Annotated in this window: 15 protein-coding genes and 1 tRNA gene; 5 read left to right on the top strand and 11 right to left on the bottom strand. The window is 37.3% G+C overall.

Annotated elements, in window-relative coordinates:
• Nucleotides 1-37: 37 nt before the first annotated feature.
• Both SLP02_RS22290 and SLP02_RS22285 read right to left on the bottom strand, forming a co-directional pair.
• Nucleotides 38-1,759, bottom strand: coding sequence for a DUF6909 family protein (locus SLP02_RS22290; RefSeq protein WP_319422915.1), 1,722 nt, complete (start codon nt 1,757-1,759; stop codon nt 38-40).
• 272 nt (nt 1,760-2,031) lie between these two features.
• Nucleotides 2,032-2,487, bottom strand: coding sequence for a hypothetical protein (locus tag SLP02_RS22285; RefSeq protein ID WP_319422914.1), 456 nt, complete (start codon nt 2,485-2,487; stop codon nt 2,032-2,034).
• A 300-nt stretch (nt 2,488-2,787) separates the two neighbouring features.
• On the opposite strand from SLP02_RS22285, the gene SLP02_RS22280 reads away from it, so the two are divergent.
• A complete protein-coding gene (locus tag SLP02_RS22280) occupies nt 2,788-3,273 on the top strand; it encodes a hypothetical protein (protein WP_319422913.1) in 486 nt (161 codons plus the stop codon).
• Nucleotides 3,274-3,519: 246 nt separating this feature from the next.
• Here SLP02_RS22280 and SLP02_RS22275 read toward each other — a convergent pair whose 3' ends face one another.
• Both SLP02_RS22275 and ileS read right to left on the bottom strand, forming a co-directional pair.
• Nucleotides 3,520-3,723 (bottom strand): hypothetical protein, encoded by a 204-nt coding sequence (locus SLP02_RS22275; protein ID WP_319422912.1) that lies wholly within the window; start codon nt 3,721-3,723, stop codon nt 3,520-3,522.
• 129 nt (nt 3,724-3,852) lie between these two features.
• Complete coding sequence (ileS, locus tag SLP02_RS22270; RefSeq protein WP_319422911.1) at nt 3,853-6,771, bottom strand: isoleucine--tRNA ligase; 2,919 nt, start codon at nt 6,769-6,771, stop codon at nt 3,853-3,855.
• A 145-nt stretch (nt 6,772-6,916) separates the two neighbouring features.
• Between ileS and SLP02_RS22265 the strand changes: the two genes are divergently transcribed.
• Complete coding sequence (locus SLP02_RS22265) at nt 6,917-7,387, top strand: YchJ family protein (protein ID WP_319422910.1); 471 nt, start codon at nt 6,917-6,919, stop codon at nt 7,385-7,387.
• Nucleotides 7,388-7,417: 30 nt separating this feature from the next.
• Entirely contained in the window at nt 7,418-9,394 is a 1,977-nt protein-coding gene (locus SLP02_RS22260) for an HpaII family restriction endonuclease (protein ID WP_319422909.1), read from the top strand.
• A gap of 17 nt (nt 9,395-9,411) precedes the next feature.
• Here the strand turns inward: SLP02_RS22260 and fni are convergent, their stop codons facing one another.
• Nucleotides 9,412-10,440 (bottom strand): type 2 isopentenyl-diphosphate Delta-isomerase, encoded by a 1,029-nt coding sequence (gene fni / locus SLP02_RS22255; protein ID WP_319422908.1) that lies wholly within the window; start codon nt 10,438-10,440, stop codon nt 9,412-9,414.
• 189 nt (nt 10,441-10,629) lie between these two features.
• Nucleotides 10,630-11,055 carry a hypothetical protein gene (locus SLP02_RS22250; protein ID WP_319422907.1) on the bottom strand — a complete coding sequence of 142 codons (426 nt, stop codon included), beginning with the start codon at nt 11,053-11,055 and terminating at the stop codon, nt 10,630-10,632.
• Nucleotides 11,056-11,562: 507 nt separating this feature from the next.
• On the opposite strand from SLP02_RS22250, the gene SLP02_RS22245 reads away from it, so the two are divergent.
• Together SLP02_RS22245 and SLP02_RS22240 are read left to right on the top strand one after the other, a co-directional pair.
• Nucleotides 11,563-12,744 carry a hypothetical protein gene (locus SLP02_RS22245; RefSeq protein WP_319422906.1) on the top strand — a complete coding sequence of 394 codons (1,182 nt, stop codon included), beginning with the start codon at nt 11,563-11,565 and terminating at the stop codon, nt 12,742-12,744.
• Between the two features lie 168 nt (nt 12,745-12,912).
• Nucleotides 12,913-12,984, top strand: a tRNA-Val gene (locus SLP02_RS22240).
• Nucleotides 12,985-13,097: 113 nt separating this feature from the next.
• Here SLP02_RS22240 and SLP02_RS22235 read toward each other — a convergent pair.
• The 5 genes from SLP02_RS22235 to SLP02_RS22215 all read right to left on the bottom strand — a co-directional run bounded on the left by SLP02_RS22235 (nt 13,098) and on the right by SLP02_RS22215 (nt 19,089).
• On the bottom strand, nt 13,098-14,330 hold the full coding sequence (locus tag SLP02_RS22235; protein WP_319422905.1) for a hypothetical protein: 1,233 nt from the start codon (nt 14,328-14,330) through the stop codon (nt 13,098-13,100).
• Between the two features lie 15 nt (nt 14,331-14,345).
• Nucleotides 14,346-15,239, bottom strand: coding sequence for a hypothetical protein (locus SLP02_RS22230; RefSeq protein ID WP_319422904.1), 894 nt, complete (start codon nt 15,237-15,239; stop codon nt 14,346-14,348).
• Between the two features lie 2 nt (nt 15,240-15,241).
• The gene (locus SLP02_RS22225) at nt 15,242-17,380 is read right to left on the bottom strand and encodes a hypothetical protein (RefSeq protein WP_319422903.1); all 2,139 of its coding nucleotides are present in this window, start codon (nt 17,378-17,380) and stop codon (nt 15,242-15,244) included.
• Nucleotides 17,381-17,385: 5 nt separating this feature from the next.
• On the bottom strand, nt 17,386-17,865 hold the full coding sequence (locus SLP02_RS22220; RefSeq protein WP_319418707.1) for a hypothetical protein: 480 nt from the start codon (nt 17,863-17,865) through the stop codon (nt 17,386-17,388).
• Nucleotides 17,866-18,495: 630 nt separating this feature from the next.
• On the bottom strand, nt 18,496-19,089 hold the full coding sequence (locus SLP02_RS22215; RefSeq protein WP_319418706.1) for a hypothetical protein: 594 nt from the start codon (nt 19,087-19,089) through the stop codon (nt 18,496-18,498).
• Between the last annotated feature and the right edge of the window lie 270 nt (nt 19,090-19,359).

Genomic DNA, 19,359 nt, shown 5'->3' with positions numbered 1-19,359 from the left:
GATATTATTATATTAATCTTTTCTCACAATAGCTAGTTCATAAACATGACTTTGAATGACCTAAAATCTTTTGCAGGAATTTTAGAGCGATCGCATAAGTCGGCTTGACTCCGCTTTGTCCCAGGCTTCCTGATGCTAATGTAGCGTTAGTCATCAAGGGATTATCCGAAGCATAGTAAACATAGCGCAAGATGACATTTTCATTAATGCTCTTACGAATTTTTGCTGCTGCTTGAATTGCCTTTTGTAAATGCGCTCCTTCCATTTCCAAGCCGACAACATTCCAAGAAGAACTTCTAAAATATTCTAAGACATCGGCATTTTGCAGGGAAGTTCCCAAAACGGTCAACAAAGCTCCTTCGTGAACAGGGATTTCTACTTGTTCAAAGTCTGACTGGCTCATGTCATTATTAAAAGGATAATTGTCGGCTGTACCTTCAAAAATATGAGCTGTTGGCAACATTAAATCTCCCCTGTTGCCGACTAAAGTTCCTGCTTTACCCATCACGGAAATTGAGTAAAGATTTAGTTTTTGAGATATTCCCTCAGTTTTATAAGGCTTAAGCAACTCATCAAAAAGCTCAAAGGCTTGTTCGCCAAAAGCATAATCCATCACTAGAATTACTGGTTCTGCTTCTACCAAGGCTCGATTTACTTTTAATTCAGGGGAAAGCAGATCTAGAGGTAATAAAGAAATATCAAAAATCTGCACATGAATATTTGTCCCCGCTCGATCTTCAAGAAAATACATTCCCTTCTGTAGCGCAAATTCCAGTACTTCTTGATTGAGAGTAGCATTTTCGGGCAGACTAAGCTCACGAGCAATTTTTTCGATGGTTTCTTCCTTTTCTAGCCTGTATTTTAATGCGGGAAAGGCATAAAGACAATTAAGAATACTGTGCAAATTAGCACTAATAATATGTAAAGGACGCTGCCATAAATTATGTAACCAGAGAAACTTCTTTACCTCCGTTGCCCATTTTTCGCCATGGATATGATTACCAATTCGTTCTCGTAATGCTGAACTAAAGGTAACTTGGCGATCGCAATTATGCTGCATTTCTTCAATCGCGACTCTTCCCAACCAGTAAACTATTTGAAATAAACTATTATTATAGGGTTCGCCTTGAAAAAACCGACGCTCTGCTGCTAGCGTCTCTTCAAAAGTGCGACCTAATAAAGTGCTGGTGTAAGAAATAGCCTGTTCTCTAATTTCAGCCTCCTCAATAGAAGAACCTGCTGAATGCTCTAAAACTATTTTTTCTAACTTGAGCCACTCTTGAGTAGGATGACCATCATCTAAAGCGTGCGCCCTAATTTTGTCGGCTTCGATATAAATAAAAGTAAGATGAGTAAGAATATCATAAATCTCGCTACGCCCTCTAGTCACCTCAATCAACATTGTTTCTTCATCGACTTGATAGCAGTTGCGACGACGTTTAGCAGGAACAATTTTTTCAAAACTGGAATTGTTATAGCCTTCGGCTGCAATTAGCTTAATGAAACGACACCTTTCAATCCCTTTTGGTAAACGAGCAGTTACATAAGCCAGTCCGTCTAGCTCTACTTTTTCCCCGTCAGCCATTGATCCATAAATTTCGGGCTGCAAAGTTAGTAAAGCCTCACTCAAAGCCGAACCCGAAACACCACCAGGCTTATAGTGTCCACGCACAAACAAATGGCGCATAATTACATAAATTCGCTCGATCGCTGCTCTAGATTCTTGGGCGCGAGTGCGAGAAGGCACTGATATAGTCATCGGTTATATAAATAGTAACTCAAGATAATTGCTTTAAAATTAGACTCAATTTTAATTTAAACAATTTAATAATGCGAACTCGATTTGAGCAAAAAAGCAATTTTATCCTTACACTAATTTTTTCATAAGTAGCTAATTATAAAGTAATTGGAATATCGGCAAAATAAGACTGTTTCGTTTAGTTTTTTCTGTTCTAAATTGAAAAAGACACTATTTAAACAATCAAAGTCGCAGCGATCATTTATTATCTATTTCTTTAATCTTTTAATTAATTAGTCTGTTTTATTCAACCCTTCTTTCATTCCTTCTTCTTTTTGCTTAAGATAAGTTTTGCACTCTTTTTTAGTTTTTACACCTATTGTGTCCAAATGATTGTTACATATATTTTTTTCGTTATGGTATTTCTTAGAAATGTTCCATAGCTCTTTATCAGCTTTAACCATTTGTGGAACTAATTTTTGACAATCTACATTTTCATGAATCTTTTCAAATCCACCTAAGCTATCAATATAACAGTCATTTTCCTCATATAAAGCCAATAATTTTTCAGATTTTTTTAAATAGCCAGGTTTTAGAGTTTGAGGGGTGAACAAAGATCCTTCAACTAGGCTTTGTGCCACTTCAAGGTTCTCCTTAGCAAGGATTACGTCTTTATTAGTAATTTTTTTATGACCACAGCTTACTAAGCCTAAAGAAATGAGACTCAAAACCGTTAATAAAATTTTCATTATAATATATTAAGTTCGGTAAAATGATTAAGTAACTAAGTTAACATTGAAAATTTTTATTGACTATGATTCATGTCACATTAAAACAACACATTTAAGCAAGCCTAATAAACTAAAGTAACGATTGCGATTTGTATTTTGCTTATGTTTGTAATAGATAATTTAAAAGTTAAGCTGATTGCTACGAAAGTAAAATTACTCTAGGAATTGAGTGTGACTACAATCACACTCAATTCTTAAACAAATAGTTATTCTAACTTTAAATATTTTGAAATAAATTAGATTCAACAACTCATGATTATGAGAAAAAGCCAAGTCTTACAAAAAGAAGTAGCTGGAAATACAGAAAAGTATAATTCATATCGTGAAGCATGGTCACGAATTAAATTGGCTCAAGAACATGGTTTCTATTTGGAGGCTATTGCAATTCAGGAGAGTATTATTTCAGACCGCCTTATAAGCTATTTACACAGTAAACAAGAAGCAACCTTTTCGGTACATGATAAAAACTTTCCTTCATTCAATAAACTAATTAAAAAATGGCGTTCAAAATTTTCCAGTGGACTGTCATCAGGTAATTATTCTAATCTGATAGATGAAGTAGATCAATGGAGACTTTCAAGAAACCAAATCATACACGCCATAGTTAAATCAAAACCAAGTGAACCCACTCAATCTATTGACTTATTTTTATATCAAGCTAAAGAAGCAGCTAAAACAGGAGAAGCTATTGCTAGAGAGGTATGTAATTGGAGTAAGAATAATAAACGAAATAAGAAGTTTTAATAACTCCTGATTTGCTTTAGAAACGACAATTTTAATCTTGCTCACCTTGAATAAATTTTCGTAGACCGGCGATCGCAATGTGAATGGATGTGAAGTTTTTGAGTCGTTGATAGAAGCTCAACAAAGACTAGATCAAAAGCTGTCTTATTATACAAACGAAGCTTAGTAAACCAAAAGCGATCGCTTTATCTAGAGTTAGTAAAACTAATAACAGAAAGAGAATAATTCCAACTGCGATCGCATTATTTAACTAATTTCTTTTTTATAATTAGCAAACAAATTTTCTGCTTTTTGACGACGACGATTGATATCATTGTTGCGAATATCAAACTCAGCACTAGCGATCGCTTCATCTAAGGTCATGTTAAGTGCATCTAACATCAAACAAGCTTCTTTAAGTCGTGATACTGATTTTTCTCTAGTCTTAATGTCAGGTATTCTACTATTCATGATAGATTCCAGTTATTCTTAATCTTTTTAATACTTACTTCTAAAGCATTAATAGTTAAATCGGCTTGTTCAATTGCTCGATACAATAATTCTAGGGATAAAACTAATTACCCCTACAGCTAATAAGAATTAAAACTTGCCTTTTAACGCAGCGTTACAGCGATCGCATATTGTCGGATCTTCGGCAAAACTACCAACAGACAAAGAATAATTCCAACATCTTTCGCACTTTTCACCGTCAGCTTTGACTACAGCAATATTGGCAATATTTGATTCACTCTTATATTCCGCATCAGGAAGAGAATCGACTAACTCAACTTGAGAAGCTAAAAAGAAATAACGTAGTTCGTCAACGTTTTTCTCACTTAAAGTATCAGATGAATTATAAGAAGCCAGTTTGTTTTTTAATTCTGCATCAGGAACATTAAGCAACACTTTAGCATCAAGAGAAGAACCGATCGCTTTGGCTGTTCTTGCCTGTTCCATTACCTTGTTTACTTCATCCCGCAGGTTACGGATCGTATCCCATTGTAGGGGCGAACGACCGTTTGCCCCTACGCGCCATTCTTCTTTAGTTTCCACCCAACCAGATTCAAACACAGATTTATAACCCGTATCGTAAGGCAAGGCTTGCCAGATATCTTCTGCCATGTGACACAGTACAGGTGCGATCGCTTTGGCAATGTTTTCAATGGCAATTGACAATACTGTCTGACAGCTACGACGACGGAAAGAATCAAGGCTGCTGATATAAAGTCTATCTTTAGCAATATCTAAATAGAAGTTAGATAGATCCACGACACAAAAGTTTTGAATTGCTTGGAAGAAGCGGAAGAATTGATAACTTTCATAAGCTTCGGTAACTTCAGCAAATACTTCGGTCATGCGGTGCAGCATATACTTATCCAATTCTGGTAAGTCTGCATAAGGAATTGCATCTTTTTTCGGCTCGAAATCGTGTAAGTTACCCAGCAAGAAACGAGCCGTATTGCGCACCTTACGGTACATATCAGAAGTCTGCTTGATGATATTTTTGCCGACACGAACATCTGAAGTATAATCAACTGAAGACACCCAAAGACGCAGCACATCAGCACCATAAGCGGGTTCTTGTTTTTGGTTATTGCCTCCTTCAATAATCAATTCGGGGGCGATACCATTACCCTTAGACTTACTCATCTTAAAGCCTTTTTCATCTACCACATAGCCGTGAGTGAGAACAGTCTTGTAGGGTGCAATACCGTTAGTCGCCACGCTGGTAAGTAAGCTAGATTGAAACCAGCCTCGATGCTGATCGCTGCCTTCTAGGTACATATCTACGGGATATTTCAATCTTCCCTTGGCTACCGCAGCCCAAGACGAACCAGAATCAAACCAGACATCCATCGTATCTGTACCTTTGCGATAGGTGCGTCCGTTATGGCGATATTGTTCGGGTAATAACTCTTCTACCGATAATTCCCACCAAGCATCAGAACCTTTTTCAGCAACGATCGCCTTAACATGATTAATAGTCTCTTCGGTTAATAGAGGCTCGTTTGTTTCCTCATCAAAAAAGGCAGGAATTGGTACACCCCAAGCCCGTTGACGAGAAATACACCAGTCAGAGCGATCGCTCACCATCGGCGTAATACGTTTTTCTCCCTGTGCAGGAATCCAAGTTACATCAGAAATAGCCTTTAATGCCTGATCGCGGAAGCCTTCTACCGAAGCAAACCATTGTTCGGTGGCGCGGAAAATAGTAGGCTTTCCTGTACGCCAGTCATAGGGATATTTATGAGCATATTCCTCATGCTTGAGTAATGAACCTGCTTCTGTTAACGCATCAATAATCGCCTGATTACCTGCGCTTACTTTTTCATTGCCTTTTGCTACTACCTGCAACCCTGCAAACTTACCAGCTTCCTCGGTAAACTTTCCTCCATCATCCACAGGCGAAAGAATTGGCAAACCATACTTTTGTCCTGTGATATAGTCTTCCTGTCCATGTCCAGGGGCAGTATGTACTAATCCTGTACCAGATTCGGTCGTAATATAGTCACCACCAATTACTACTTTGCTTTCGCGATCGTATAGAGAATGGCGATAAACAGTATTTTCTAAAGCTTTACCTGTCAGGGTAGTTTTAACCTTTAACTCTACTCCTAAAGTTGTTGATAGTTTCTCGACTAAATCTTTAGCAACTATTAAATTAGATACCCCCCAACCCCCCTTATCAAGGGGGGTTCCGAAGGCGGGGGGATCTATCCCCACCACCGCATATTCTAATTCTCCGTTAACAGCCACTGCTAAGTTACCAGGAATAGTCCAGGGAGTAGTTGTCCAGATAGCTACGCTTAAGTTAGGCAAATATTCTTCTAATTCTGCTGCGCCCTCGCCTAATTTAGTTACAGGAAAAGCCACATAGATACTAGGAGAAGTATGTCCTTCAGGATATTCCAATTCTGCCTCAGCTAACGCAGTTCGAGAACTAGGACTCCAGTGAACGGGCTTTAAACCTCGATAAATATGCCCTTTAAGCACCATTTGTCCAAAAACATCGATTTGTGCTGCTTCGTATTCAGGCTTGAGAGTTAAATAAGGATGTGACCAATCTCCCCAGATGCCATAACGTTTAAAACTTTCACACTGTTCTTGTTGCGCCTGGAGTGCAAATTCTTTAGCTTTTTGGCGCAGTTTAAGCGGAGTTAACTCTTGTCTCTCTTTAGACTTAATTTTCTGTAAAACTTTTAGCTCAATCGGTAGCCCGTGACAATCCCAGCCAGGGATATAGTCTATCTTGTGTCCTTGCAATAACTTATATTTATTGATTATGTCTTTTAACACTTTATTCAGCGCATGACCCATGTGCAATGCACCATTAGCGTAGGGAGGGCCATCGTGGAGAATAAAAGAGTCTTGGGGATTATTCTGTGACAGTTGCTCGTAAATTTTGTTTTCCGCCCAAAATTGCTGTAATTCTGGTTCACGCTGCACGGCATTCGCCCGCATATTAAATGCTGTTTGGGGCAGATTTACGGTTTCTTTGTAGCTTTTTGCTTCTGTCACAGTAATATAACTATCTAAATTTAGTTAGAGGTTTGCTCATCTTCTCATCTGTATATTATTACCCGATCGCACCACCAATTTCAGATTTTTTCCATCTGAGATAATATCTAATATATTTAGCTACAAAAGGTTTGCTAACTTCAAAATGTCCAAAGAACTATGTCCTTGTGGAAGCAAAAAGCAATATTCATACTGTTGTGGGGTGTATCTATCTGGGAAAAAGAAACCAGAGACGGCTGAGAAATTAATGCGATCGCGCTATACTGCTTTTAGTCAAGGTAAGGTTGATTATCTCCTTGCTACTCTGCATCCAGACAAAAGAAAACTTGGCGACAAGCAAGAATTAACCAAAAGTATCAACAATACCCAGTGGTTAAGCTTGACCGTTATTGATACCCAGAAAGGCAAAAAGAATGACGTGACTGGGTATGTTGAGTTTGAAGCAATTTATCAGGTAAATGAACCAGGACAACTCCACGAACGTTCAAGGTTTATTAAAACTGATGGTCAATGGTTTTATGTAGAAGGGGATATCTTACCAGGAACAGTACCCAAGCGTAACGAAGCTTGTTGGTGTGGTAGTGGCAAAAAGTATAAAGATTGCCACCAAGTTTGATGGTTTAATAAGTAGGATGGGTAGAGTGATATGGAGCAAAAAAGATTTACATTCATTGACCTATTTGCAGGAATTGGCGGATTTCACCTGGCAATGCATGAGCTTGGGGGAAAATGCATTTTTGCTTCGGAAATTGATTCATATGCGAGAAAAACATATATTCATAACTTCAAAAATATTTCTCCTCAATTATTTCAAGAAGATCTTTTTAATAGTGACATAAGACATATTGTTGCCGACGAAATTCCAGATTTTGATTTATTATGTGCAGGTTTTCCTTGCCAACCTTTTAGTCAAGCAGGTTATAAAAGAGGATTTAATGACTTTCATAACTCAGAACGAGGTAACTTGTTTTTTAATATTGCCGACATTATAAAAGTTAAGCGACCAAAAGCTTTTTTTTTAGAAAATGTTAGAGGTTTAGTCAATCATGACCAAGGTAAAACTTTTAAAGTAATTCGAGAAATCTTAGAACTAGATTTAGACTACTCATTCTATTATCAGGTTGTCAAAGCATCAGATTATGGTTTACCCCAATTAAGACCAAGAATATTTATGGTAGGATTTCGCGATGAAAATTTTTTCAAAGGATTTAATTTTCCTGAAAAACTACCCTTAAGATTTAACATGAGTGATGTTTGGGGCGGGGTTTGTAGTCGTGAAATAGGGTTTACTTTGAGAGTTGGTGGTCGTGGTTCAAATATTAATGATCGTCGTAACTGGGATTCGTATTTGGTTAACGGAGAAGTTAGGCAACTAACTTATATTCAAGCAAAGAAAATGCAGGGATTTCCCGATAATTTTGAATTTCCAGTAAGTCCTACCCAGGCTATCAAGCAATTAGGTAATAGCGTAGCAGTTAATGCAGTGAAAGCTGTTGGTAGAAACATTATTGCCTACATGAACACTTTAGATAGTAAAAAAATAACAATGAAAAAAACTAAAAATAAAGGGGAATGGTCAGAACTATTAACCTTTGTCAAAATTTTAGCAGAGCAACAAATTTTACTATCAGATGAAAATCTTAATCCTACGGGTGATTATTTTCGAGTCACAAAAGTCACTGGTCAAAATATTAACTTAGAGTTTTTATTAAAAAACAAAAATCAAATAGAAGTATTAAATAAAGATAATAATACAATTAAAATAGTTGAGATAAACGAACTAATAAATAGTAATACAATAAAAAGTTTGGTTGCTAAAATCAAAGCAGGAAAAGGTACTTTTATAATTGGTGACTTTCAAGTTATTCAAGATATTTTAGGTTTGACTATTGTTAAAGGTGGAACCAGCTTTCAAAAAGCTGATATTATTTTAAATATTCAAAATAACATTTTAGCAAAAGAGAATGAAGGCTTTGGTATAAAGTCTTATTTGGGAAGTAAACCAACCTTGCTCAATGCTTCGGGAAATACCAATTTTATATTTGAAATCAAAAATCTAGCTAAAGATAAAGTAGATGAAATAAATGCTATTGATACTAGAACTAAATTAACAGATCGTATTAAGTTGATTGAACAATATGGAGGAATATTTAAATATGTTGCTCCAGAAAAGAAAACTATGGAATATAACTTGAAAATGGTTGACTCTTTGATGCCCGAAATTATCGGTAGTATTTTACTTACTTTTTACAAACATAGAAAAAATTCTATCTCAGATATTATTGATTATATTCATAATAATACTGATTTAATCGAGCAAATAAAGTATGAAGATAAAATTTTTCTGGTTAGTAAAGTTAAGAAGCTTTTGGTAGATGTTTTATTAGGATTTTTTGCAGGTAGCAAATGGGATGGTACTTACGAAGCTAATGGAATTATAGTAGTTAAACAATCTGGCGATCAAGTTGCATTCCATATTATAGATATAGAAAGTTTAAAGTCATACTTGTTTAATAATATTAAACTAGATACTCCTTCTACGACTAGACATAGATATGGCAAGATAATTATGGAAAGTAATAATAAACTATATTTCAAACTCAATTTACAGTTAAGGTTTTGAGTTTTTACCTAATCACCTTACTTAACCTTGAGCAAAGAAGACGATCGCTTTAACTGGGATAAATTAACATTTCCCGTACAAAACATAACTGTTTTAATTTCGGCTATTAGTAACTCAATCAACTCGTCTATGGCTGATTCTGATTCTGATGCAGCCTGAAGAAAAGGAAAAGCCAATCCTGCTAAATCTGCACCTAGGGCGATCGCTTTTGCCACTTCCATACCATCCCGTAAGCCTCCAGATGCAATTAAAGGTAAGTCTGGATATTGTTGGCGAATTTGGACAATACAATCGGCTGTAGAAATTCCCCAATCTGCAAAAGTTTTGCCTAATCTACGCTGTAAATTGGTTTCTGCCCTTTCGCTTTCTACTTTTGCCCAGGATGTTCCTCCTGCACCTGCTACATCAATGACATTTACCCCTGCTTCGATTAGCTTAGTTGTCATGGTTGCAGATATACCGTTGCCGACTTCTTTAGCAATTACAGGTACATTTATTTGCTGACATAGCTGTTTGATTTTAGCTAACAAACCTTTGAATTTTGTATCGCCGTTGGGTTGGATACATTCTTGTAAAGGGTTAAGATGCAAAATTAAAGCATCGGCTTTTAAAATATCTACAACTCTTAAACACTGCTCAATGCCATAGGTATAGTTGAGCTGTACCGCCCCCAGATTAGCGAACAATATAGCATCAGGAGCAAGCGATCGCACGTCGAAAGTATGCGCTACATCAGGATTTTCTACTGCAATCCGTTGTGAACCTACCCCCATCGCCAAACCGTGCTTTTGGGCTGCTACAGCTAAACGAGAGTTAATCATTTTTGCTTGTTCTGTTCCTCCCGTCATGGAAGAAATTAGTATGGGTGCATTTAAAGTTTTATCAAGAAACTTTATATTTAAATCAACTTCACTTAGGTTGATTTCAGGTAAACAGGAGTGTTCAAAACGATATTTATCTAATCCATTAGTTAAATTACGAAACTGAACGTCGTCCTCCAGACAAATACGCAGATGATCGGCTTTCCTAGTTTGCGTATTGGTCATCAATTTTTAACTCCCTAATAAATAAATTTACGTTTAGTAGGCTTATTCTTGCCTGTCCCAGACACATCGTAATTTACTTTTTGCAATATTATCTTACAGTAAAAAACAGAATACTTGAGGTAAGCTGTAATAATTTACCTCAAGTATTCTTGTTATCTAAACTGGAACTTTTAGTTTTGAACTAATTTACTATCTTTTACCGATGTTCTTAGCCATGTTACGGAACATATCCATACTACTATCTGACTGACGACGCTTCTCAGGAGATTGTTGAGTTGGTGCAGGTGCAGGTGCGGATAGAGATGGTTTAAAATCATACTGAGTCTTATCCTGACTATTTTGGATAGCTGCTGAAACGCCAGTTCCAGCCTGATTCTGAGAGCTAGGAGTAGGATTAAAAACGGTATTTTCAGTTATATTCTGATTAGTATTGCTATTTTTAGGAAGTTTGTTTCTGTTATCCATCGAAGAAACGTCGTTGTCAAACGAAAAACCATCTTTGTTCTTGAGGGTTTTAGGGAAAGTTCTTCTGGTTCTTTTGCTAGTTCTCATGTAGTTGATGTCGCCCATACTCTGAGCATCATCAGTACTTAAGAAAAAATCTTTATCTCCCATGATATTTAAATATCTCCTGTTCTATTGATAATTATTTAATGATGTTGATAATTACTTTTAGATTAAAATTCCGCTGCACTAGATTACGGAAAATAACTAAAGATTAATTATATATAAGTATCATCTTACACATAAGTAATGCTAATAGTCAATGAAAATGCGGAAATAATTGAAGCAAAAATCAACATTGAACCTAACTGTAATTATTTGAAATTGTTTCAATTATTAAAAAATAGTCACAAATTACTCCGCCCTAAACCGATGCTGAACCATGCGCGGGGGTCTGTCCGCTGCTGTGAGCGATCGCATCTTCTTTTTTATATTTAGAGAATCAATTTTAAAATTACAATTAGAATTACAATCGCCACAAAAAGTCCCAAACAATCTATATTAAGCGCAAAACAAGAATTTTATCAAAACTTCGTTTGCAGATCACACCCTTTTCATATCTCTGAAATTTAAACTAGAGATCAGCCGTAAAACCTTTTAAATTTCAGAGATATATTTATGTGGTTAACCGCAGCAGGGATGTTTTTAGTCACATCGATCAATTTTTTAGAGCCAATTGTACTTCCAAGTGATTTTAAACAATCATCAACTAACAACAAAGTAATGCGAGGCAATTTAGAGCTTTTTTCGGCTGCTAAAATTTTAGGAACTAGCAAAATATCTTCTAATTATGTATTGAATGCTGAAAAAAAGGCAAACAATACTTTCCCTGCTGCCGTCAGTACTTTCACTGTAAATAAAAATAGTATTGATTTAAATGAAGTTCAGGATGATTTTTCTGAGGATCGAGCATCTGCTTTTAAATCTGGTGTAGCATCTTGGAAAACAGATACCAAGATTGGTTCTTTGAAATTCGACGGCAATTTTGATTCTCAAGCAAATTTAAGAAAAGGCAAAGCTTTTTGGCAAACTAAAACAGATTTAGGCTCAATAAATTTAGCTATCAATATTAGTAATCAAATTAAACCGATTAAAAGTACTGTTGCTTGGCAGACTAAGACCAAATTAGGTTCGTTGGCAGTACAAAGCAACTTTAACGCTCGAACTCAATTTAGCGGTGCAAACGCTGCCTGGAATGCCAAAACCAAGTTAGGTTCAATAGCAGTACAGAGCAACTTTAATAATCGAACTCAATTTAGCGGTGCAAACGCTGCTTGGAATGCCAAAACCAAGTTAGGTTCACTAGCAGTACAAAGCAACTTTAACGATCAAACTCAATTTAGCGGTGCAAACGCTGCCTGGAATGCCAAAACCAAGTTAGGTTCACTAGCAGTCAAGGGTAAATTTAACCATACTACCTTTGCTGGCGGTAACGTTAATGTTGCTACCAATACCTTGATTGGCTCTTTAACTGCCAATGTCAAAATTGATGAGCAATCTAGATTTAATGGTGGCAATGCTTCTTGGAATACAAATCGTTTATTGGGTTCTGATATTGGAGTTGGAGTAAGTGGAGAGTTTGATGATGATACTACTTTTGCTGGTGGCAGTATTAAAATTGCAGCTAAAACAGCTTTGGGTTTGCTGGGAGTTAAAGCTAATGTTGATCGAGAAACTGCTTTTACTGGTGGCAGTGCTTTCTGGAAAGCCCAGACAAAATTGGGTTCGATTGGTTTAAATGCCGATCTTCAACAAGATGGCAGTTTTAAATCTAAAATTGGTCTAGAAATTCCTTTTTAACTTATCAAGACAAGAATAGGCTGAGGTGCATTGTTATTTATAATTTGTTGCTGTATTGATTTAATTGAAAGTTTGCTAAAAAACCAAAAGACTGTTATATTTTCTAAGTACTGAGTTTTCAGGTATTTTAAAGCTTTTCTCAAGGGCATCTGTAAATTAGGTAACTGAGGGCGATTAGCTCAGTGGTAGAGCGCCTGCCTTACAAGCAGGACGTCACTGGTTCAAGTCCAGTATCGCCCACTTCCACTAACGTGTCAGTCTAAAAGGACTTTCCACCAATGATGATATTTATGGCTAATCAGCTTTAAAGTCTGTAAAAACTAACAGTATTGACTCGATCTTATTTTTTTTGCTCAACAAGGTAGTGTATACCAAGTATTCTCTTCTTGTTCACTCGATAGTAGCTCAAGACTACTTTTGACTCCAGTTTCTTGGCACAGGGTAGCAAAATTTTGTAAGGTTTCTAATCTGGCAGATAATTCGCTAAAAGCATCTAGATATTCTGCTACTGCTACTTGCTGATAAATCCAACTGCGATCATACTGTGAAGTATAGGACATCTGAAACTCAACAGCAATATCATCCTGCTTTTCTTGTTTTTTCTCTAGAGATAAATTGCGATCGCCTGAAGAAACATTAACGATTCTCTCTACTCTCTCTGGACTAATGTGCTGTTTGAATACTGGTGCTGTAAATCGATAACCTGTGTTTAGTTCGGGACGTTCAGTATTTAACAAGTTGTCTGTCCATTGTTCGGCATTTTGTTTGAATTTGGGAACTTCTAAACTGAGTAATTCTTGTGCTTCCTCAAACATCCCAACTTCTAATAATAAATATGCTTCGGTCGCTGTAGCTACCGCCCATCCTTGAGTAGCAACATCGGCTAACAGCATCTTCTGAGGTTCTAATTCAGGGGTGATTTGTAATACTTGGTCAGACATTATCATCCGAACTTTAGAAGCAACTTTTAAAGCAGATTGAATGGATGTATCTGGGAAGCGATCTTTCGCTATTAATTCGGCGCGTAGTTCGGCTATTTCTTTAATTAGAATTGTCCGATGAAGTTGATTAATCGCATCCGCGAGATGAATTTGTCCTTGACGATTTGCTTGCACTAATAAATGCAGGTATGCTAATTGTCCAGATAAGACATCAAAACGTTCGTCAATATTTTTAAAACCAGCTTCCATTGACTGCTGCATTTTACCCAAGGAAGTTTGGATTTGATTGAGTTTATAACCCATATAAGCAAACCCAGCGAGGCTAATACCGACATTAAGTACGCTAGCACCTGCTGCTATCTGAGATAATCCTAATATAGGAGACAGCATTTGTTGGACTTGATTCAGCTTGTGAATAGTAATACCGTGACCAGCAGTATCCGAAACAACTTTTACTGCGCCTAATAATGGGTTTGCAGCAAAAGTCATTAAATTACTCGTTAGTGCGGGAGATTCTACTAAGTGACGGACAATTTGACCCGTTGCAGCCTCCCTAATTACACCACCATGTCGTGTCATCGTAGCATTAATTAAACCTTGAATTATTGCAGGGTCTTTAATTAAAAAAGTAGGATTAATAATCATAGGAATTATCTCAAATTAGCGACTGTAAAACTCTGTATTTTCATAAGCTTTACATGACAATCTAGGAGAGACTGTGATTTGAGGCGACTTATTTCCTAATTCCATAAAAGCATCCCGACGATCCATTGGATTAACATCAGAATGGAATCTAGAATCGTTTTTATCTAGTTCTATTTTGACAAAATGAACATCGTATTCAGATGTAGAGGTAACTGGATTGCAATTGTTTAGTTTTTGCTTGATTCTCGACTGATCGAACTTACTTTTTGCTCCAATCCATAAACCTTGAGTTGCGCCATATAGTTTAGAAGCATCTTCTGTTTGCCAGAATTTCTCATTGTTTTTGTTTAAGGAATGAATTAACTCTTGATAGCGATCGCTTTTAATTAACAAAGCTAAGACCTGCTTTTCTTCAACCGAAGGTTGATAAGCTAAATCATTATTTAACTGATTATTATATTGAGATTTATTGCTATCTTCTTTTTTATTGAATAAATAAAGTAATAAACCTATTCCTGTGAGTACAAATGCAATTAATACGATTGATTTAACATTCATTTCTTCTTTAGTCTCCTGAACATTGTGATAAAAGTCTTTATTGGAAATATTCTTCAGCCTGTTAAACGAATTTCCTATTCCTCCCATTATTTTTTTATCTGTTGTTACTAGAAGATTTTGGTACAGTGGCAGAAATTCGCGATAAATTCGATTATCTTGTATCCATTGATTCTTATTTTTGATTATTTCTGTAGATGCTTGAGGAAAGTGTTGATTAATAGACAGTTCCCTACACCAAGAATCAATAGCACAATTTAGATCTCGATTATTTTCATTTCCTGCAAGTTCGTCTAAACTTTGAATGAATTCATCTATAAGAGTCAATGGATTTTGGCGATTAATAGGATTCATCTTTAGGTAGACTCCTGTTGTAATTGCTGATGAGTTTCTGTAACAGCATTTAGTTCTCTTTCAAATTGCTGCCAATATTCTTCTTGCTTAACCCCATCTTTTTCAATCTCTTGTAATTGTTTATCAAAAGCTCGTTCTGTAGACTTAGTTGCCTTATCGATAGCGCGATCGCACTCTTTAACGATTTGCTCCAAATAATTACTAATCCAACGATCAAGAATATCCCAAAGTTTTTGCTTTTCTTGGGTAATTCCCTCTGCCCATTGTCGCGCCATATTTTTGTAATCTGGTAGCTTTAATTCTTGATACTCAATATCTTCATAGACATTTTTAGTAACAGTTCTAGTTTTTTCCTGCTTAAAACAACTACCTTCTGTGTAATGTTGGGTTTCTTTTTTCTTGCCTACTACTTCCCGTTTGCTGGTAGTATTTTGTTTAATAGTATCTGAGAAGTTAAATAGTTCTTTTGGTAATTGAGGCGGATTTTGAGCAATATGATTTTCAAAATCAGAGATGATTACTTTATCGAGATCGAGAGCGGGAAGTTCTTGCTCACAAGCAATTTTTAGTTCTTTAATTAATTTATTGACCAACGATAACAGTCCTGTTTCAAATTGTTTAGTTTGTCCTTGTAAAGTAAATTCTGCTCTAGTGGTAATGGCTTTACGCATTGCATAGTAGAGGGAACGAATCGCTTTTTCAGCGTGTTCCGTACTACGCAATTCTTCTTTATCGTCGTGGCGAACTTGTCTAATAAAATAACCAGAATCATCTAGCTTAAATTCATTCAATTTACGATTAACTAAGTCATAAGCTTTGGCGATCGCTTTAGCTTTAGGGGGAGTAATAACTTCAGTTAATTCTTCTTCTAGTTCGTAAGTTCCTTTATCTTGTTCAAAAGCATTTGTCACAGGGAAAATGAGTTCTACTACTAAATCTTCTTCAACTTGTCTGACAGTATCGTAAAAAGAATCAAAGCTTTCAATACCCATTTGATCGAGATTGTTGCGATCGCTTTGACTATCTTGTTTTAGCAGGTTGATAATTGTTCTTATTTCTTGCTGAAACCGATCGCGGATATTTTCAACCTCTCTGGCTAGTCTTTCGCTACCATCGATAATGTTTTGCTGTTTGCTTTTTAGTTCTTCTTTCTTACCAATCTTTTTGATGTTGACTTCTACATCGATTGTGTTGACTAACAACCTGTAGCTTTCGAGGACATCGAATAGTGCGGGTAATATAACCAATTCTGAAAAAGACTCTTGGACGCGATCGCGCATACACTTCCAAAGGCGATCGCCACCACTCCAATCATTGACGTGATAGAGAATTTTTCGCATAGTTTCGTCATCGATAGTTTCGCCATTACCCACCCGATCTTCTATATCTCTAAACCGCTTTTTTAACGTTTTATCTTCGCAAACATGAGAGTGAATCAAATTAGAACAATCTTTAAGCATTCCGCTTAAGTAATGACGGCGAGTAGCAGCATCTACAGCAGAATTGCTGCTGTTAGCATTTGTTCCCCAAGCACACTGAGCATAATAAAGAAATCTGCCGCTTAAGGGAATAATGTCAGGTAAACGATCTAAGTTTAAAGTTGCCTGTATCTCTAACTGCAATTGTTCAATTCTTTCGGCGAGCGTAATATCGTCTTGTCCCCTTGAATCTACTCGATTTAAAATAAATATCATCGAGTCAGTACGTCCTTGTAAATACTCGACTACTTTTTTCAATTCTTCTAACAGACACTTACGATGGCGGTCGTCAACTTGTAAATAATCTAAGGCAACTAAACTAAAAGCTTTATGAACCTGTTGTTGAATAACCTTAAGATTGTCTCGATCTTGAATCGACTTTAATCCTGGTAGATCGATAAATTCAATACCTATCCCTTTGGGTAAGCCTAATAAACTAGAATCTTCGGCTGGTAAAATCGGCACATAAGCCGTAACTTGTGGCGCAATCAATTCTTGTTTTTGTCGAGCTTGATGATAGGGAAACATCACCCCGTTACGAATACGAGCGTATATTTCCTTTTCACCTATATTATTCCACTCTCCCGCTAACCATTGCGCTCCCTCTGTTTCTTCTATTAATAATTTGAACTCTTTGGAATGCCTAATCTGATTGACTGACAAAACTTTCAAGAAATATTGTAGGAATAAGTTAAAACTTTGAACTCCAACTGATCTGCTCGTTTTTGATATTGCGATCGTGATGCCATTGCAGGTGAGGGATCTTGATTACTAGAGAAAGTCACGCAATGAAGTAAATTCCAACCATTAATGAGTGCAGCTTTGACCCAATCCCAACCAATCCTAAAATAGCTATTACCACGAAACCAATGAGTATCAACCCATCTTCGTTTGCCAATACGAACTACCTCAACACCTTGGGCACTAACGTAGAGAGTAGCCACAGATAAGATAAACCACAAACGGGACAAAGCGCATACATCTCGAATCATCGAGCGTTGAACATTCCAACCACCAGATTGGTCATCTAAAAAATTCGCTTCGATATCAAAACGTAATCCATATTCAGCAAAGGTTTGTAGAGTAGTTTTTTCATTACTGACAATTGCCCATAGTTCGCCGTTAACGTTGTTGCGACCAAGAATCACATGAACTTTGCCAGAAAATTCACCTTTGTGAATCTGTACGTTGTGTAAGCAAATTGCCTCTGCTAAATGAAAGTGAAAGTTTTTAGGTTGACCAGGGCTTCGCCCTACACGATGCGAAGCATCGAAGTCGTCCGAAGGACGGACGATCTGGGCGATAGCCCTGTGGCGCGAAGTGTGAGGTGAACGCTCTCTGCGTTCCGACGTCTCCTCGGGAACGGCGACGGACAGAGAGTCCGTGTATGAAGTAAAACAGCTGCATGAAGTATGAAGTATGAGGTATGAAGTATGAAGTAAAACAGCTACTTCTTCCTTCGTATGAGGTACAAAAAATCTTTCTTCCTTCTTCCTTCAAACTTCTTCCTTCAAACTTCGTAAACAGCTACTTCCTCCTACATGCGGACAAGTCCTTTGTTCCACTATAGTTGCAAGCCCCGTCGTTCACGATCGCTCTTAGTTTGGTAGAGGTACCAGGGCTTCGCCCTACACGATGCGAAGCATCGAAGTCGTCCGAAGGACGGACGATCTGGGCGATAGCCCTGTGTATGAGGTATGAAGGCGCGAAGTATGAGGTGTGAGGTATGAGCTACAAAAAATCCTTCCCGAATTCCGAATTCCTTCTTCCTTCAAACTTCAAACTTCTTCCTTCGTATGAGGTACAAGCCCTCGAACAAACTTGAAACTTCGCGCCTTCATACTTCTGTCTTCAAACTTCTGTTGACACCAACTTCCACGCCAAATCCAGGTATTACTCTTAATTCGGAGACGATAATGCCATCCTAGTTGAGTTGTCAGCATGGTCATCAATTCGGTATGTATAAATCCTCGCTCCGCGAGTAAAATTACCTTAACTGATTCTCGTAGCCTAACTTGTGCCTGCTTAATCATCTCTCGATAATCGGTAACTGAAATACTAGCACTTTCATGGTTCATCACTCTCCACACCAACGGTAAAGCTCTCCCTCGATGAATAACCCAAAGCCGCACAAGGCAATACTCATCCCAGAACAGTGAAGTGTCTAATGCCAAAAATATTTTTGATTCTGACCAATCATCAAGTGCTGCTTTGACCAAGGACTTTCTGATTCGATGGACATTGATTCGAGGATTGTTTAGCCAACGCTGAATACGTCTCTGTCTACCCCCAGCCAACTTCCCTCGACCAGGGATGTACATCGACCATTTTGTCAGGTTGACATTGCCCGTGTGTATTAAAGCAATTATCATCCAAATACAAGTTTGAAGATGACATAAATGTAACCAGTCAGTAGCTTGACCAGGGCTTCGCCCTACACGATGCGAAGCATCGAAGTCGTCCGAAGGACGGACGATCTGGGCGATAGCCCTGTGGCGCGAAGTGTGAGGTGAACGCTCTCTGCGTTCCGACGTCTCCTCGGGAACGGCGACGGACAGAGAGTCCGTGTATGAAGTAAAACAGCTGCATGAAGTATGAAGTATGAGGTATGAAGTATGAAGTAAAACAGCTACTTCTTCCTT

It is taken from the genome of Pleurocapsa sp. FMAR1, from assembly GCF_963665995.1.
GTDB lineage: Bacteria > Cyanobacteriota > Cyanobacteriia > Cyanobacteriales > Xenococcaceae > Waterburya.
Note: the sequence above shows the minus strand (reverse complement) of the source record. Positions and strands in the feature narration are given on the sequence as shown.

Bases quoted from the DNA above. Each gene is read 5' to 3' on its own strand.
- SLP02_RS22290 (WP_319422915.1), bottom strand. From the start codon at position 1,759: ATGACTATATCAGTGCCTTCTCGCACTCGCGCCCAAGAATCTAGAGCA.
- SLP02_RS22285 (WP_319422914.1), bottom strand. From the start codon at position 2,487: ATGAAAATTTTATTAACGGTTTTGAGTCTCATTTCTTTAGGCTTAGTA.
- SLP02_RS22280 (WP_319422913.1), top strand. From the start codon at position 2,788: ATGAGAAAAAGCCAAGTCTTACAAAAAGAAGTAGCTGGAAATACAGAA.
- SLP02_RS22275 (WP_319422912.1), bottom strand. From the start codon at position 3,723: ATGAATAGTAGAATACCTGACATTAAGACTAGAGAAAAATCAGTATCA.
- SLP02_RS22265 (WP_319422910.1), top strand. From the start codon at position 6,917: ATGTCCAAAGAACTATGTCCTTGTGGAAGCAAAAAGCAATATTCATAC.
- SLP02_RS22260 (WP_319422909.1), top strand. From the start codon at position 7,418: ATGGAGCAAAAAAGATTTACATTCATTGACCTATTTGCAGGAATTGGC.
- fni (WP_319422908.1), bottom strand. From the start codon at position 10,440: ATGACCAATACGCAAACTAGGAAAGCCGATCATCTGCGTATTTGTCTG.
- SLP02_RS22250 (WP_319422907.1), bottom strand. From the start codon at position 11,055: ATGGGAGATAAAGATTTTTTCTTAAGTACTGATGATGCTCAGAGTATG.
- SLP02_RS22245 (WP_319422906.1), top strand. From the start codon at position 11,563: ATGTGGTTAACCGCAGCAGGGATGTTTTTAGTCACATCGATCAATTTT.
- SLP02_RS22235 (WP_319422905.1), bottom strand. From the start codon at position 14,330: ATGATTATTAATCCTACTTTTTTAATTAAAGACCCTGCAATAATTCAA.
- SLP02_RS22230 (WP_319422904.1), bottom strand. From the start codon at position 15,239: ATGAATCCTATTAATCGCCAAAATCCATTGACTCTTATAGATGAATTC.
- SLP02_RS22215 (WP_319418706.1), bottom strand. From the start codon at position 19,089: ATGATAATTGCTTTAATACACACGGGCAATGTCAACCTGACAAAATGG.